The sequence below is a fragment of the Rhizobium sp. 05L429 genome, assembly GCF_056397645.1.
The window spans coordinates 1-14,792 of record NZ_JBFTNV010000051.1 but is presented as its reverse complement, the minus strand read 5'-3'; the positions used below and the strand labels follow the sequence as shown (position 1 = coordinate 14,792).

The 14,792-nt window shown below is 56.2% G+C and carries 8 protein-coding genes and 3 pseudogenes; 4 read left to right on the top strand and 7 right to left on the bottom strand.

Features of this window, described 5'->3' with window-relative positions:
- Positions 1-28 precede the first annotated feature (28 nt).
- Positions 29-5,524, bottom strand: a complete 5,496-nt coding sequence (locus AC1DNW_RS33780; RefSeq protein ID WP_477855572.1) for a toxin TcdB middle/N-terminal domain-containing protein — start codon at positions 5,522-5,524, stop codon at positions 29-31.
- A 419-nt stretch (positions 5,525-5,943) separates the two neighbouring features.
- Between AC1DNW_RS33780 and AC1DNW_RS33775 the strand changes: the two are divergent.
- Positions 5,944-6,132 (top strand): annotated as a pseudogene (locus AC1DNW_RS33775) (TraM recognition domain-containing protein); the annotation flags it as partial.
- Positions 6,133-6,641: 509 nt separating this feature from the next.
- Here the strand turns inward: AC1DNW_RS33775 and AC1DNW_RS33770 are convergent.
- Positions 6,642-7,004 (bottom strand): DUF1515 family protein, encoded by a 363-nt coding sequence (locus AC1DNW_RS33770; protein WP_477855571.1) that lies wholly within the window; start codon positions 7,002-7,004, stop codon positions 6,642-6,644.
- An 896-nt stretch (positions 7,005-7,900) separates the two neighbouring features.
- Here AC1DNW_RS33770 and AC1DNW_RS33765 point away from each other — a divergent pair.
- The 3 genes and pseudogenes from AC1DNW_RS33765 to AC1DNW_RS33755 all read left to right on the top strand — a co-directional run.
- A pseudogene (locus AC1DNW_RS33765) lies at positions 7,901-8,314 on the top strand (sigma factor); the annotation flags it as partial.
- Entirely contained in the window at positions 8,307-8,594 is a 288-nt protein-coding gene (locus AC1DNW_RS33760) for a type II toxin-antitoxin system RelE/ParE family toxin (protein ID WP_477855570.1), read from the top strand. The pseudogene AC1DNW_RS33765 and the gene AC1DNW_RS33760, both read left to right, overlap by 8 nt.
- A 71-nt stretch (positions 8,595-8,665) precedes the next feature.
- Positions 8,666-9,337: pseudogene (locus tag AC1DNW_RS33755) on the top strand (IS630 family transposase); the annotation flags it as partial.
- 116 nt (positions 9,338-9,453) lie between these two features.
- Here AC1DNW_RS33755 and AC1DNW_RS33750 read toward each other — a convergent pair.
- The 5 genes from AC1DNW_RS33750 to AC1DNW_RS33730 all read right to left on the bottom strand — a co-directional run.
- A complete protein-coding gene (locus AC1DNW_RS33750; RefSeq protein ID WP_477855569.1) occupies positions 9,454-10,098 on the bottom strand; it encodes a hypothetical protein in 645 nt (214 codons plus the stop codon).
- Positions 10,099-11,353: 1,255 nt separating this feature from the next.
- A complete protein-coding gene (locus AC1DNW_RS33745; protein WP_477855568.1) occupies positions 11,354-12,949 on the bottom strand; it encodes a serine hydrolase domain-containing protein in 1,596 nt (531 codons plus the stop codon).
- 460 nt (positions 12,950-13,409) lie between these two features.
- Complete coding sequence (locus tag AC1DNW_RS33740; RefSeq protein WP_477855567.1) at positions 13,410-13,667, bottom strand: hypothetical protein; 258 nt, start codon at positions 13,665-13,667, stop codon at positions 13,410-13,412.
- Positions 13,668-14,051: 384 nt separating this feature from the next.
- Complete coding sequence (locus AC1DNW_RS33735) at positions 14,052-14,270, bottom strand: MbtH family protein (RefSeq protein ID WP_477855590.1); 219 nt, start codon at positions 14,268-14,270, stop codon at positions 14,052-14,054.
- Positions 14,271-14,426: 156 nt separating this feature from the next.
- Positions 14,427-14,792 (bottom strand): phosphopantetheine-binding protein (locus tag AC1DNW_RS33730; RefSeq protein ID WP_477855566.1); only part of this gene is annotated, 366 nt, incomplete at its 5' end.

The following is a 14,792-nucleotide window of genomic DNA, read 5'->3' as shown; positions in this document are numbered from 1 at the left end:
ACGACCAATCGAGCTTTGACGTCCGTCATCAGCGAACGCTTGTAGGAACGGATGTAGGCGCTTTAAAAGCGGGCGGAGACAGGATCGGCGAGCTTTCGCCACGATGAGCCGCCCCCTCGTCATCGGCCGGAACGAACCTGCCGAATGTTGCGTCATAAAACCTCGCATTCAGATACATAAGCCCGGTTTCGGGATCGAAGCGTTCGCCGATATAGCCCTTTCCTGTCTGCATCGTCGTGTTGGTGCGCTCGCCGAAGGCGGCATAGCCTGTCTGCTCGACGATATTGCCGTTGGGTGCCCCCGTCACCAGCCTGACCGAAGCCAGATGATCGCGATGCAGGATAAAGACACTCTTGGTGGCGGTCGACAGATTGGCGACGATCTTGGCGTCCGGATGCGGGTAGACCGTGTAGAGATCCGTGCCCGGCGTCGATCGGTCGATCTCGACGTCGGCGTTGGGATAGAGTGTGGTGCCGAAGGCCCAGATCTTCTTGATCCGGTTTCCACCAGGACCGTAGAGGAAAGTCACCGTACTGCCGCCTTGGGTTACGGTCGACAGGTGGTTTTCCGCATCCCAGGTCAGAGTGCGGGTGCCGTCCGAGACCATGTTGCCGTTGGCGTCATAGGTGATGATCTTTGCACCGATCTGCGTTGCCGCGTGCGGACGCACCGCCGTCGACGCCGGATAGGCGTAGGCGCCGATCCTTGTGCGTGACAGCAGATTGTGGTTGTCGGCGTAGGTGTAGGTCTCGTCGAGAGTGTTGTCGCCGCCATTGTCGACACTCACCAAACGACCGAGATCGTCATAGCTGTAGGTCCAATTATCATTGGCGGTCAGCCCCGTGATGGTCTTGATGCGGCCGACATTGTCGCGAGTATACTGATTGTCCATCAGGACCGTGGTGCCCTTGGTCGTCGTCAGACGCGTCATCCATCGCCGGGTCGGCGAATAGGTGAAGGTGGTCGTGACGCCATTGATATAGGTGATCGACTTCGTCTGGCCGTCGGCCTCATAAGTGATCGCGGAGATCAGACCGGGAACATTGGTGAGCAGATCAGCGCTGTTATACTGCCACGGTCGGTCGGATATCCTGCCGACCCACAGATCCGGTGCGAAGTAGATCGCCGTCTTCTTGTCCGTGCGGCTATGATCGATGGTGGTGTTTTGGGCCACGCCATCGATCGTCGTGATGGTCCTGACCTTGTCACCGGTGCCATTGTAATAGCGGGTCGTCGTTACCTTGGCATTGTCGTTTGCCGCCGTGGTCAGCAGGCCGATATTGTGCGAAGGCGCGGTGCCGGCCTCATCRTAGGTGTTGCTTGCAACGATCGTGACCGGCTGCCCGCTCTGCACGGTGACCGACTTCTGAAGCACGCGGCCCATCTGGTCGTAGGTGAACAAGGTGAGCGCACCACGTGCGTCGCCTTGGCGGATCAGCCGATTGGCGCGATCATAGGCGTAGATCCAGCGGCCTAGATCGGGATCGACGGCAACGGTGCGGTTGCCGAGCAGGTCATAGGTATAGGACCAGAGAGCCCCACCAGGATCGCGCACTTTCAGGAGACGGCCGAGCGCGTCGTAGGAGCGCACCTCCGTCAGCCAGTTTGCGCYGAGCAGCGATTGCAGCGCAATCACATTGCCATCCTTGTCGGCATAGTTGCGATGGGGATGGTTCTCCTCGTCCGTCATCGTTGTCAGGGCTACCGGAACATTGCTGGTGCCGGCAATTGCGGCCGTCTGCACCGCATATTGATAGAGCTTCTGGGTGCTGTCGGGATTGACGCTCTTCGTGATGCGGTCGAGCGCATCATAGCTGTTGACCGTCCACTGTGCAGACTCTCCTACAAAGCGCACGACAGAAGTCTGGCTGACGTTGCCACGGGCATCGTATCCCGTGTCGGTGACACGGGCAGGCCCGATCGACATGTCACCCGATGTCTCCACCCTCCAATTGCGACCAAGACCATCGTAATAGGTACGTTTGTAGCTTTCCCCAGATCCGGTCGACAAGGATTCGGCTACGACGACGACCTGCTGCGACGGATTGCCTTCGTTCTCATAGCGGGTGCTGGTGTATTTACCCGAGCCCGAATGACTATAGCCATAGGGGCGGCAGAAGGCATCGTAGCTATAGGTCTCAACGATGCCGTTCGGGTCGGTCTTTGTCGACGGTTTGCCGCAGACGGTATCGTATGCCGTCGTCGACACGAAGCGCGCGTCGGCAGGCTGGCCGCCATTGGCGAAGTATCTCGGGCTGCGCTCTGTTACCGGATAAAGATGATAGGACGCATCAAAGTCCCATTCGCTTTTGTTGCCGAGATCGTCGGCCGCAAGGATCCGGTTGCCATAGGCGTCATAGCCATACTGCTCCTTGTAGAATGCCGGATCGGTATCGACGCGCAAATAGCTGCGCTTCTGGGAGAGGTTGCCCTTGACGGGTGCTGCCGTCTCCTCGGCCGCAGCATCGTAGACGAAGGTCTGGTAGGAGAGCGTGGTGGCGCTTGCCGCATCGAAGCTGCCCGAACGCACCCGCTTGCTCGCCGGAAGCGCAACGATATAGGCGGACGTGTTCGGTGCATAGGTCGTTGTCGCCCAGGTCTCGTCGCCGGACAGGTCCTGGCGGCCGTAGTCCTTCAGGTCGACGACATTTCCGTAACTGTCGAAAACCCGCTCCTTGCGCAGCGTCACCGTCGCGTCGTCGGTGATCATCGTCTCGGTGGCGATGTTCCGCGCGGAGTATGGCAAGACGGAATTCGAAAATTCGTACGTTTCCGTGACTGTCCTTCTCGCCGTACCCGATCCGTCCCGGGATTCGGTTCGGATCGGGGTTCCGAGCGCTGCGTAAGCCTGACTAAATGTCACGTCTATCGACGGGCAGACGGTCTCACCCGAGGCGCAGGGTAGCTTCGCCTGGAGCCCTGAAAAACCGAGGAACTTGCGCTCCTTATAGTCGTAGCGCCCTCCGCGATAGCTATATTCGACCCGAGAGGTTCCGCCCCGTCCATCTTTATCGACGATCGCAGACACGGTCTGGGTCACGAAAGGCATGCGTGTGCCGGCCGTCAGCCCCCATCGGGAAGAGGGCGCATATTCGATCTCAGTCGTCCCGCCTGTCGGCCGCGTCACCGACTTCAGCAGATCCGGTTTCGAACCGCCCGCCAACAGCACTTTGCCGCTTGGGTAGTAGAACGAATAGTACACCTCGCCGGCGATCAAAACATCCTGCAGCCCGTCACCGTTGAAATCGCCGAAGGTGTAGATCGAATCAGCCCCGAGGGTCGTGCGCTTCCATTGGTCGCCGCCGAGTGGAGCGAAAATTTCGATCGGCGTTTTGTTGCCACCTTCATCGGTCGKCGTCGACACGACGATGTCCGCTCTGCCATCACCGGTAAAGTCCAGGGTGGCAATATTGCAGATCAGTGCGATGTAACTCGGAAGGTAGGTGTCAGGATCGAATTCGCCCGGCATGCGAGGGCAAATCGTCTGCGACGCGAGAACGGATTGTGACTTCAGTCCCGGGCCGCTTGATAGATAGGTGTTGATGGGGCCGGCCCTATGGTCATACTCGACCTCGGAATAGGTGAGGATGTTATACTGCAGCGTGTCGGAGGTGCCGTCGCCGTCGATGTCAGCCTGGCTCCAAACCGACGTGTAAAACGGGGGCGCCGTCAGCGAAGTGCCGGCAAGGCCGTCGGTGGCTGTGTTCAGACCGGCGTATCTCGTGAAAGAATAGTTGTACCTGTTGCTGCTATAACCTTGGCTGCCCGCGATAAGGTCATCCTTGCCATCCGCATTCATGTCGCCGTTGCCATGAATCGAGGATCCGAGCACCATCGAGAAAGGTAGATCGGTTGCGCTGAAAGAGCTGCCATTCCAGTCATAGACCTTCAGCGGCGCGGACAAGATCAGCTCGGTGGCTCCGTCGCCGTCAATGTCTGCCAGCCGATCGACACTCCCGGTATCGAATATACCGCTCTGGACGCTGGAACCGATCGTGTATTTGGCGAAACTGATCGCGGTTTTGTCGGCGTTCAATCGGGTCAAATAAATCGTAAACGTCTTGTTTCGAAATAGAAACACGACAAAATCGCTGTTTCCATCGCCATCGAGGTCGGCCACTTGAACGCCGCTATTGCCCGTATACGCGCATCCAAAGGCGCCGCTCGGCTCGGGTGGCGTGATTGCAGGCTTTACGAAGGAGGTTCCATTCGAGAGATAGACGCTCACCGAGCATTGTTGGCTGGTGGTGTATCCCGACGAGACGACCGACAGCAAATCGGAGCGGCCGTCACCGTTGAAGTCCCCGGGAAAGAGGTATTCCCTGCCCAACTGCACAGGCACCTGGAACTGCGAAGGCTGGAGGCTTATCGTATTGTTGCTATAGGTAAATCGATAGGGCGGCCTGGAGGAGCCGGTCACGGTGCCGTCTGCATTGATGACGCGGTCTCGTCCATATTCGCGCACCTCGACCAGGCGCTGCAAACTCGAGCTTGGGCTCGTTTCGTAGTTGAGCGCATAGGTCCGAATGGGGCTGATGCCACTCGTAATGTCGACGCGCCTGAGGCGACGGTCGAGTTTCGCAAGTCCTCTTCCCGTGGCCCTGGTCAGATAGTTCGCGTAGGTGTCGGAAAGGAAGGTGATCTTGAACGCCCCGTACGAGATCTCCTTCGGGTAGCAGGCGGGTAATGTCGTGCATTCATACGTATATTGGGCGGTATTTCCATTCGCATCGACCTGCTCGGAGAGAAGCCATCGGTAGCTGTCCCTGATCAGCGCAGGATTGGAATCGCTCGGGTCCGTGGTCGTTCCCCAGAACGAAATCGGTCTGAATATCCTTTTGTGGCCGTTTGTCGATGTGATCGTCCAGACATTGTTCTGGAACTGAATCTTCTGATAGTTTTCGATTTTTTCAGCATGCGTACCACCGGCGACGCATGATGCGGCAGTGGGGGCACTATTGCAGGAAACAATGTCGGAACCATCAATCTGGTAAGTATCGGTAGCCCCGAAAGTGGGAGTACCGCCCGTCACGCCCTGGCGATGAATCTCCGGAAGACCGAAAAGGGTCCATCCCTGACCTGTCCAGCCAGACAGAAGATCGGAGCTGATCCCGGAGGATGATGAGTATGTCAGTGCCAATGATGGTTTAATTGCGTGGAAGTCAGGAGCCTGTATCTGAATATTCTCTATATAGGCGCCGCTCGAGCTGAAGCGGGGCTGATACGAGCGTTTGCTGCTGTCTTCCTTTTGTTGATCGACAGTCAGAACCTCCGAAAGAGTGGCGCCACTTTCGGCTAAAATTGCAGCAGCTGTCGCTTCCTTCTTCTCCGCTCCAGCAGGAGCGTCAGGCGAAGCGTCCGGATCGACCTGTTGAAGCGGCTGCGGATGGTCGACCGTGCGATCAACCTGGTCGCTGGGCCGAGGGCTGCTATTACCGAGCTGGTTGGCCGCACTCGATGCCAAGCCCGACGCGGCGGGACCATTGCTGATTTCGTTGGAATTCGCTCCAATTGGAGCCGCCATGATCGAGGCCGCGACAAACAGTGAAATTGCGCGGAAGCTGAGTGGTGAACCCATAAATAAAGTATACCCCCATTGTCAATTTTTGCATTCATGAGGGGTAATTTCTGATTTTGCAATTACGAAAACCTCGAGTTTCACGATTATTTTGTGACGTCTACAATTCTCGAACAATGGGACTTAAGTCCATGCAAATGTGTATCGCATTCGTCTCATACCAACCTTCGCGATGGTCCGAACGACGGCATGACCCGGGCGGGAATCCCAGGTGGGCGACCAGTTCTGACGGCACTCACTGCCACAGAGCTTCCACAGCCTCGCGCCAGCTCCTCACTAAAGCCAGCCGAAGCGGATTCAGCGATACGACCTCTCGAACGCCCTGGCTGGCCATTCGCGCGACCTTCACGCCCAATCCGCGACCATATGGCCAGCGCGCCGGCACGTTTCTCTCAAACGCTGGCGTGCTGCAGGTCTTCGGCGTCAACGATCACGACAGCGCGCGGCTGGTGTCCGATCTGCTCGGACAGGAGACCGTCGTCTTCAACACCGTTGACATAGCGAGCCTTCTCGAAGACGCCGCCAAGCCGATAGAGGACATTTCCACCGGGATTTGCAGATCATACAGCGACGCAACGCTCTGCTGGTTCGGAACACCGGATCGATCGCCGTCGTTGAGTATACGGAAGAGGCAATCCGAAACCTGTGCGGCGAGCTCGCGCTGACACGAGAACACTCGATCAGATATGTCGTCCGGGAAGGGATGGAGAAGGACACCTATTGGCCGGTGCACATGCTGGATGAAGATAGCGAAGTCGGCGGGAGCGCGTAGACTGGCGTTGCCGCCAACCTACAGGATAGAGCGTTAGTCTGCCTGATGGAATTCCACGGCTGATACTGGAAATCGGTACTATTTCTGCTTCGGTGCGTCGTGCACGATCCGCTAGGGCGGCCAATCCGATGGCCAGGCCAACTATCACAAGTGTCAGTCTGCTCGTCGCAGTCACCTTCCAGCGGTGGCTAAACATAGAATTCATGGCAGCTCCTGGAAGCTGGCCCCGATCGCCAAGGGCAGGTTGAAAGAGCTATTGGAGGAACGCGGCCTGCGGATCGAAATCAAGGGTTATGACGGCCGCCGAAGCATCGACCGCTCGCGAACGAACGGGGAAGAGGTCGGGGCCAGATTGCTCCAGGAAGGTTTCGCTCGGGAATGGCTGCCGTCACAATAATGATTGGCGCGACTAGCGCCCATGGACCACGGCACCCAACCGGCGGATGGCGTCGGCAAAGTCACGACCATCGCGATGCCGCCGAAGCCGATGACGCCGAGCGCCACGAGGCCCAAGAGCTTCTCCCGGCGCACATCATCTGTGACCGGCTTCATCTTCGTCACGTCATCMTGCAGGAAGGACACGACACTCGTTTCCAACCTCCCTACCCGCTCGACAATCTCATCGATGCGGCGATGCATCGAAGCTCGGCTCACGTCGGACTTCTCTTCCGATCGTCTGATGTCTTTCAGTCACGAGCACTGCGATTTCGCGGTTCATTGAAACCTCATCCGCAGGTGCCAAGTCCTTGCCGTTTCAATGCCATGCGATTTAACCGGCGCGCGTTCGCTCCGGCATGCAGAAACCAAAAAGCCGCCCCAATGAATGAGCGGCCGGGTGATTGACGATAAACGGACATAAGCGTACTCAACCCCGCCACCGTCAGCCCCGACATGGCAACCGAGGACGCCCGGTCGCCACGTCGGGGCCGGGCCTCTGCTTACTCTTGAAAATCACGCTTCATTCTATATCTCGAATCATTATTCGATGATCGGAGGAGCCAATGAGCGCACGTCAAATAAGCGAGCGTGATCAGGCCTTGACGTCTGCCAACAGGTCTTGGAGGCGGTGAAGGCGGAATTCCAGCTCCTAGAGGATGACGAAGAAACATCCCGGGCAGGTGCGATTACAATCGAACTTTATCGCCAGGGAGTTCGCAATTTCGACCAATTGACGGTTCTGGTTTTTGCCGCCAGAGGCAAGATTTGATCGGAACCTTTAGTGTCGCTGAAGTTTAGGCAGCATGGGCCGCGCGGCGGAGGCACCTCCCCTTTGACCCTTCAATCAACTATACTGCGCGGTGCCGGCAAGTCTCAGGCGTGTGCCGGCCTGAAGGAGGTGCACATCGATCAACGGTTCCCATCCGTCCCGCCCTCCAACGGCTTAGCGTGACTGTACGATACCGTACGCAAGAGGGCGGGCTGGAACATTGGCGCGCAGCGCTCATTGCCTCTCTACCGCAATGGAAGATTGGGCGATGTCGACTGCCCCGCGTGCCGCACTGGAAGCTGAGATCATCAAACTTCTTCCTGCGCTTTGAAGCTTTGCGCGGCGCTTCGCCAAAAGTGCGACCGACGTCGACGACCTGACGCAGGAAACGCTCCTGAAGATGCTCAGTCATCTCGATCAGTTCGAACCTGGCACGAATCTCGAAAGCTGGTCCTTTACGATCACGCGCCAGAGCGATCTCGATCACCTCGTTGACGAGATCCAGAATGCTTGCGCGAGGGCCGGAAAATTGTTGCCGATGGAGGTCGAAATCTGCGATACTGCGTCCATGAGCACGAACCGGAAGCCCCTATCCTTCGATGATGCGACTTTCCCGCCCATGCAGGACGCGACGGCGGATGTTCGCGCGTGGCAGGCCGAAAAAATCAAGGCCGGGCTGAAGGACGCCGATGCGGGACGCTTTGCCTCGTCTGAAGACGTAAAAGCAGTCATCCAAAAATTCATTCCGAATGGATGAAATTTATTGGACGAAAACGGCGCTGCAGGATCTTGACGATATAGGTTCCTACATCGTGCTCGACAGTCCCCGTTCGGCAGAAAACGTCGTTCGCCGGATCGTCGAGACAGTGTCGGCGCTCGCCTATCACCCGAAGATGGGTCGCCCGGGTCGCGATGAATCGACGCGCGAACTGGTTGTCTCCGGGACACCTTATATCGCGGTCTATCGTCTCCGTGAGCGGGTCGAGATCATTACCATCTTTCACGCCGCAAGAAAGTGGCCGGAACACTTCGCCTGATCGTTCATCGGCATGCCGCCGCTTGCCTGCTTCATTGCCACGCCCGGCTTAAAGGCCGAACTTGCGGCGCAGGAGTGACTGTTTCCCATAATGCAGTGTGGCAGTTCATCCGGCGCGAAGGTCTTCGCTTCAAAGAAAACGCTGTTCGCCCTTGAACAGGCTCGCGACGATATCGCCCGCCGGCGTTTGCGATGGAAGACATGGCAAGGCGACCTTGATCCCGAACGGCTGGTGTTCATTAATGAGACCTGGATCAAAACCAATATGACGCCGTTACTGGGCTGGGGTTAAAAGGGCAAGTCCCTGCGTGCTTTTGCCCACAGGGTCACTGGCGTACGTTGACATTCCTGGGTGCCCTTCGTTGCGATCGGCTGACCGCACCCTGCGTCTTCGGTGGTCCAATCAATGGGCAATGCTTCCGAGCCGATGTCGAGCAGCAACTCGTGCCTGTCCTCAAGCCCGGCGATATCGTTATCATGGACAACCTCGGCAGACACACGTCCRCGGCCATCCGGCAGATCATCAGGACTGCAAGCGCAAGGCTTTGGTTCCTGCCGCCCTATTCTCCAGACCTCAATCCCATCGAACAGGCATTCGCTGAGATCAAACACCGGATGCGGCAGGCTCAAAAGCGAGCCATCGAGGACATATGGCGTCACATTGGCTCGCTCGTGACTACAATCAATCCCGGCGAATGCTCCAACTATCTCGCCAACGCCGGATACGCTTCCGTCAAAACATGAAACGCTCTAGGAAGGCGGTTATGGCTATGAAGTGGCGCGCTTGCCGGCTATCATTTTCCACCGATGTGTCCTCAGTAATCAAAAGCTCTCTTAATCGAAGCAAATCACCATTGAATTCAAGATCGGATTCTCTCCGCCACCAAGGTGTCACCAGGCCTCACATCGAAGATATCAAAAGGCCTGCCATCTATTTCGACTCCTAGCTTCTTCTTCTTCAAAACCTCATTGGTCCTCGCATTTCGAAGCTGCCAATATCTCCCATATGTCCAGATGGGGATTTCAATCCCTTCCCCTGTTGCGGCCCCATACGCGTCATTTAGGAAAGCCGAGACCGTCGTCCATTCGGTCATGTAAAGCTCTACACGTATGTCGCTTTCCCTTCGGCTTGGAAAATCAATGGCTGGAAACAAGAGGGTGACAAATCGCTCATTGACGTCTCGCAAAAGTGTATCGAGCTCGGCTTCATCGAAATTCGCTCTGGAAGGCGCCTTTGCCGGGTCAGCCGGAAGGATTTCGGCTCTGATGTTCTTGGTGACTTGTTCGACGACTGTGCGCTCTCTTTCCGACCTTTCCAAACTGAGCCAAGGCGTAGTTATTGCATCACCCTGATTGACACGCCGCACGAACTCCTCGGCAAGGTCCTTCAGTGGTTGCCTCAATGTGACGAGTACGACCATCGAAACTCCGGCCCAGATCGCGGTTTGCGCCACGGGTGTCAAAGCAACGTAAAAATCAATCCAATTCGTTTCTGCGTCCGCCATGCCGACCTCAATACCCAGGATCAATCTGCGCACTGTGCACATCATGCGAAAAGGGCTCGCTAATTCCTCCCGCACAAATATCTGATGTTATTATAGAAGGGAGAGAAAAGTATATGTGGCCAAAGTCAATTGTATTAAAGCCCAAATACCTGCCAATCAAAAATTAAAAGTCTATTCGACGCGCTCACTTGTCGACGCAAATTGGTCTCGGTGTAGATACGGGCGGACTGACACCGGTTTCCAGCAAAACGATCGGCGATCTATTCATACGGGCTATTGGGGCTACATCTAATGTTGCACTTCGAAATGGTACCTTCGTGCTCGTAGCCGCCGGCTTGCTCGATGGCCGCCGGGCCACAACGCGTTGCAGATCGCAGTCACCGGACCCAGCTAAGTCAGCGGATGGAGCTGAAACGATCGCTTTCACGCACATGGAGTTTGGGATTGCAGATGTAGCAGCGATGCTCAATCCCAGCACATCGAAGGGCGTCACGGGCTACAGGACAGGTCTGTTGAGGGCGTGTCCTGCTACAGAATGCAACTCCGCATGTCCGCTTTTTCGGCGCCTTAATAGAGGATCGGCGGCATCGTAGTGGCGGGATAGGTGTTCGGATTTATTTTCTCGTAGATTGGGGCATCCGACGGCCGTCCGGGATTGTCGACTTGTTGGGCCGGAGCATAAGGCTGAGGGTCAGCTGGCCCTTGGTCGAGTGCAGGGCCGGAGGGGGGCGGCGGTGGCAAATTATTGTAGTCAGTAGGCGGAACGAATACGGGAAGCGTGGGCAGGGCTGGCGAAGGCTCAATCGAATTTGCGGAAGCAGCAGCCGCCATCGCGAGGATCAACAATGTCAAGCTAAGGACTCTCAAGGGTTACACTCCGGGGCTAGTAGGATTTTCGCCACATCTTTGCATGTCTGTTGCAATCCCAAATTACCATATGTGTATACCCATGCAACCGATGCCGATTGCCGCAATAACTGCAGGGTCTGCGAAGCCGCCGTGGCAAGAGGGCACAGGTGGCCACTGGTCCGTCACGGCTAAGGACTGGACTGGGGCTCTCGATCTTGTCGGCCGCGGCGCACGCGACAACGCCTAGCCTGCGTTGAACAATTTTCACCACGCCTCAGACGCGGATTTTCGTGGCGTTTCTGGGAGGTGGAAGCTGGTGTGGCGGTTCGGCCCTTTCAAGGCGGAAGCAGATCCTGCAACGTTCTACAAGTTCGCGTTGGAGGGTTTTATATCACAGGCGAGCAGATCAAAGCCGGTCGAAGCGGAAATTGCGGGTACGACCACTGTTCATCAGCAGGCCGGTGACCCGGCCGTCTCCGTCGCGCGTGAAGGTGAACCGGTCGCCATCACCGAGAAAATGGTCCGGAGCGACGGCTGTCAGTGTGATTTCTCGGGACTTCGCCGATTTGAACACCAGACCCGCCTCCGTGACGTTCACCTCATAGGGCATGTCGTTTTCGACCGGACGATAGGGGCCGGCCAAATCGGCAAGGTCCGTTGGTGAAGGCGTAAATGCCGGCACTCGCCGATATAGGCATTCGTGCTTGCCGTCGAAGAAGGACGTCAGTTCGGTCGCCGCCCCACCTTTTTCTTGCTCCAACTCGATCTCGCTGTTCGGGAAATCGCTGAAACGGAAGCGACGGTCATCCACTGCTTCGAGGGGATAGCCGTCATAGTCGATATCATAGCCGCCCAACAGCTTTCCATCATGCGTCGCGAGACGGGCGACCCGGCCGCCCAGTCGATCCTCGGCGTAATAGCCGGTGAGCAGTTCCAATGCATCCGCGTCTGGCTGCGGGAACGGGTTCGGCGTGGGCTCCGGTACCGGCTGCAATGCATCCGCGAGGTAGATATCGGCGATCCGTCGGACGAGGTCGCTGGGCATGATCGATCCGAAATTGGCGAGGATCGCCACGGAGAAATGCTGCTCGGGAAAACGGATGAGATCGGAGCGGAAGCCGGCATCGCCGCCGGTATGTTCGACGATCGTTATGCCGCGATAGGTACCGATGCCGAGGCCCGCGGCGTAGTCGATTTCACTGCCATCGTTCAGCCGCCCGCGTTCGAGCATCTTTGCGATGACATCAGGCCCGCCCACACGCGGATCGTAGAAATTCTCGTCMCAAAGCGCGAGATCTTCGACTGTCGTCAGCAGGCTGGTCGCGCCCACAGTGTCGAAATTGGTGTTGGAGATCTCTACTCCGCATTCCGTCTCCACATAACCGTCGGCGACATCCCTGACGACCTCGGCATAGTTGTCGCGAAAGAACGTATTGCGCATCCCGAGGGGTTCGAAAATCCGGGCCGAGGTAAAGGCACGCAGGGACTGGCCGCTGACCGTCTTTACGACTTGCGCCAGCAAGGCATAACCCGTGTTGCAATAGAGATGTTCGTCGCCCGGCTGGAAATTCAGATCCTGCTGGCGGGAGACGACGGCAAGGATGTCGTCGTCGGTGATCAAGTCCCTGGAGTAACGCCAGCCTGCGAGGGCCAGCAATTCCCAATGATCGCGGATGCCGCTCGTATGGTGGAGCAGATGTCGCAGGGTGATCGGCGCGCCGAAATCAGGCAGGTCGGGCACGTATTTCCGCACGGCATCATCAAGCGACAGTTTTCCTTCGGCTGACAGCAGCAGGATTGCAAATGCCGCGAACTGTTTGGAGACGGATGCCGAATGAAAGACAGTGGACGGCCCGATCGCGATGCCATGGGCCAGATTGGCCATGCCGAAGCCGCGCTTATAGACAACATCGCCATCGCGTATGACCGCAACCGCGCAGCCGGGCGACTCTTGATTGTTCCAGGCCTCGAATAGTTGATCGACGCGTTCGGCTTCCGTCATCTGTGTCTCCCGGATCATTTTCGTACGGCAAGGAAGCGGAGAGCGGAGCAAATTGCAAGGCGCGTGAAATGTAAATCTGCGAACTGATAGAGGAATTTTCAAATGACAGCCCTTAGATCGAACACTCCAGGCCGGACCTACATCTCTTTAGCAAAAGGAATTCTGATTTAATGGATAGCCAAGCGAGCTTCCTCGAACCGGGGCTGCGGCAAATGGCGATTTCTGGATGGTCGGAGGTTCGTCGAGAACGAATGCCCTTCGTTCATGCCAAAATTATGAATTAGCGTGCAGGTTTGAAAGCGCCTAAAAGGGGTCGGCCGGTAGCCCTCATCCGATCCGATTGCCATTGTCAATTGGCGACCGTTATTCTCGCAGCTGTTTCGGATAATTGATTGAGCCGCGGTGATGCAGCCAGTTCGGCTTTGTTCAGAGGATTGCTCAAAAAAAGGAATGGCCGCTCTCAATCAAGGTCAAATAGCTTCCTATCTTCCGGCCGAACCAATTCTTCATCCATCATCTTCAAGAATACCTCATAGTCCCACAAGCCTCGCCGAACTCTATCAAGAACTATACTGCCCACAAGAAACTGCTTGCGCTTGAGTGCATCACGCTGGTCCTTTGCGGATTTCCTTCTTTCCGCAATTGCCGTCTTTTGAGCGGACTTTAGCTCTTTCAGCTTCGCGTCCGTATATTTAAGTCGTTGGGATAGCAAACTCATCTGTTCTCTCGTGTGAAAGGCCATGTTTATGCGCTCACAGGGAGTTTGATGGAGACACAGAGTGTCGTGTCTTGCAAGTAAAATTGGTGAATTATGCCATGCTTGTAAAGCCCAATAGAGTACGCTCTTCGGAACCATTTAAAGACTGCTGGGTTGCGGTGTTGGAACAAGCGACCGCTTGCTTTCAGGTGCCGCTAGGGCGCGAAATCAGTTGAAAAGGCGAACAATTCATAGGCGCGGTTGCATAGTGTCCGTCGATCAAACATCGAACGTTAGCATCGCAGTAAGTCGTGGTGGGCATTCATTTCGAACTAATCCGCGCCGCTATCTTTTAGTCGGATCGGGGTCTTGGCTGAGGCTGCCTATAAAACTGTGTCGCCCACGTTATTTCGGGGTAGTGACTTGGTGGAGTGTAATAGGACGCATGTCCGTCCATATTTCCGAAATATGTTTCAAGCAGTCCGTTCGCGCAGACACAAATCCTGTGGCAATCCAGCCAGGAGGTAGTTCTCTGTGAGCCCACCAAACAGAGTATTGGCCTTCAGAATTTCGAACAACAGCGTATAGAGGTTCTGATCTATCGCTTTCTTCGTCGAGATACATCTCAGTTCCATCTTCCATGGCGAATGCTTGTGGATTTCCGTATAGCAGCCAAATTGCCCGTTATATAAGCGGGCCGTTTAGTTTGTCTAAGTATAGGCTCTAGGTGTCCCTGTATATTGGTAGAGAAACGGGTATCAGTAGCGGACGTAGATTTTGTTAAAGCGATTGGGTCAGCTCCCGCCTGAGTTCATCTCCACTCAGAGATTCAAGTTCGCGTAATATCTCTTCCTTCTGTTCGGTTGTGTAGCCCGAGAGCATTAAATCCTCTAGGAGCGAGGCGGTAGAAGAAAGCGAGTTCGTCGAATAAAGTTCTTGTAAAGAGCTTTTAATGTTGAAGGACTTCTGAATTAGGAGGTGTGTTTCGAGTAGGGACAGCGAATGTCCGCCGAGTTCGAAGAAGTTGTCGTGGATGCCGACCTGTTCGAGGCCGAGCACGTCGCACCAGATGCGGGCAAGCGCCTGTTCGGTCGGCGTGCGCGGGGCGACATAGTCCTGCGACCTGTAGCCGCCGCCATCGGGCGC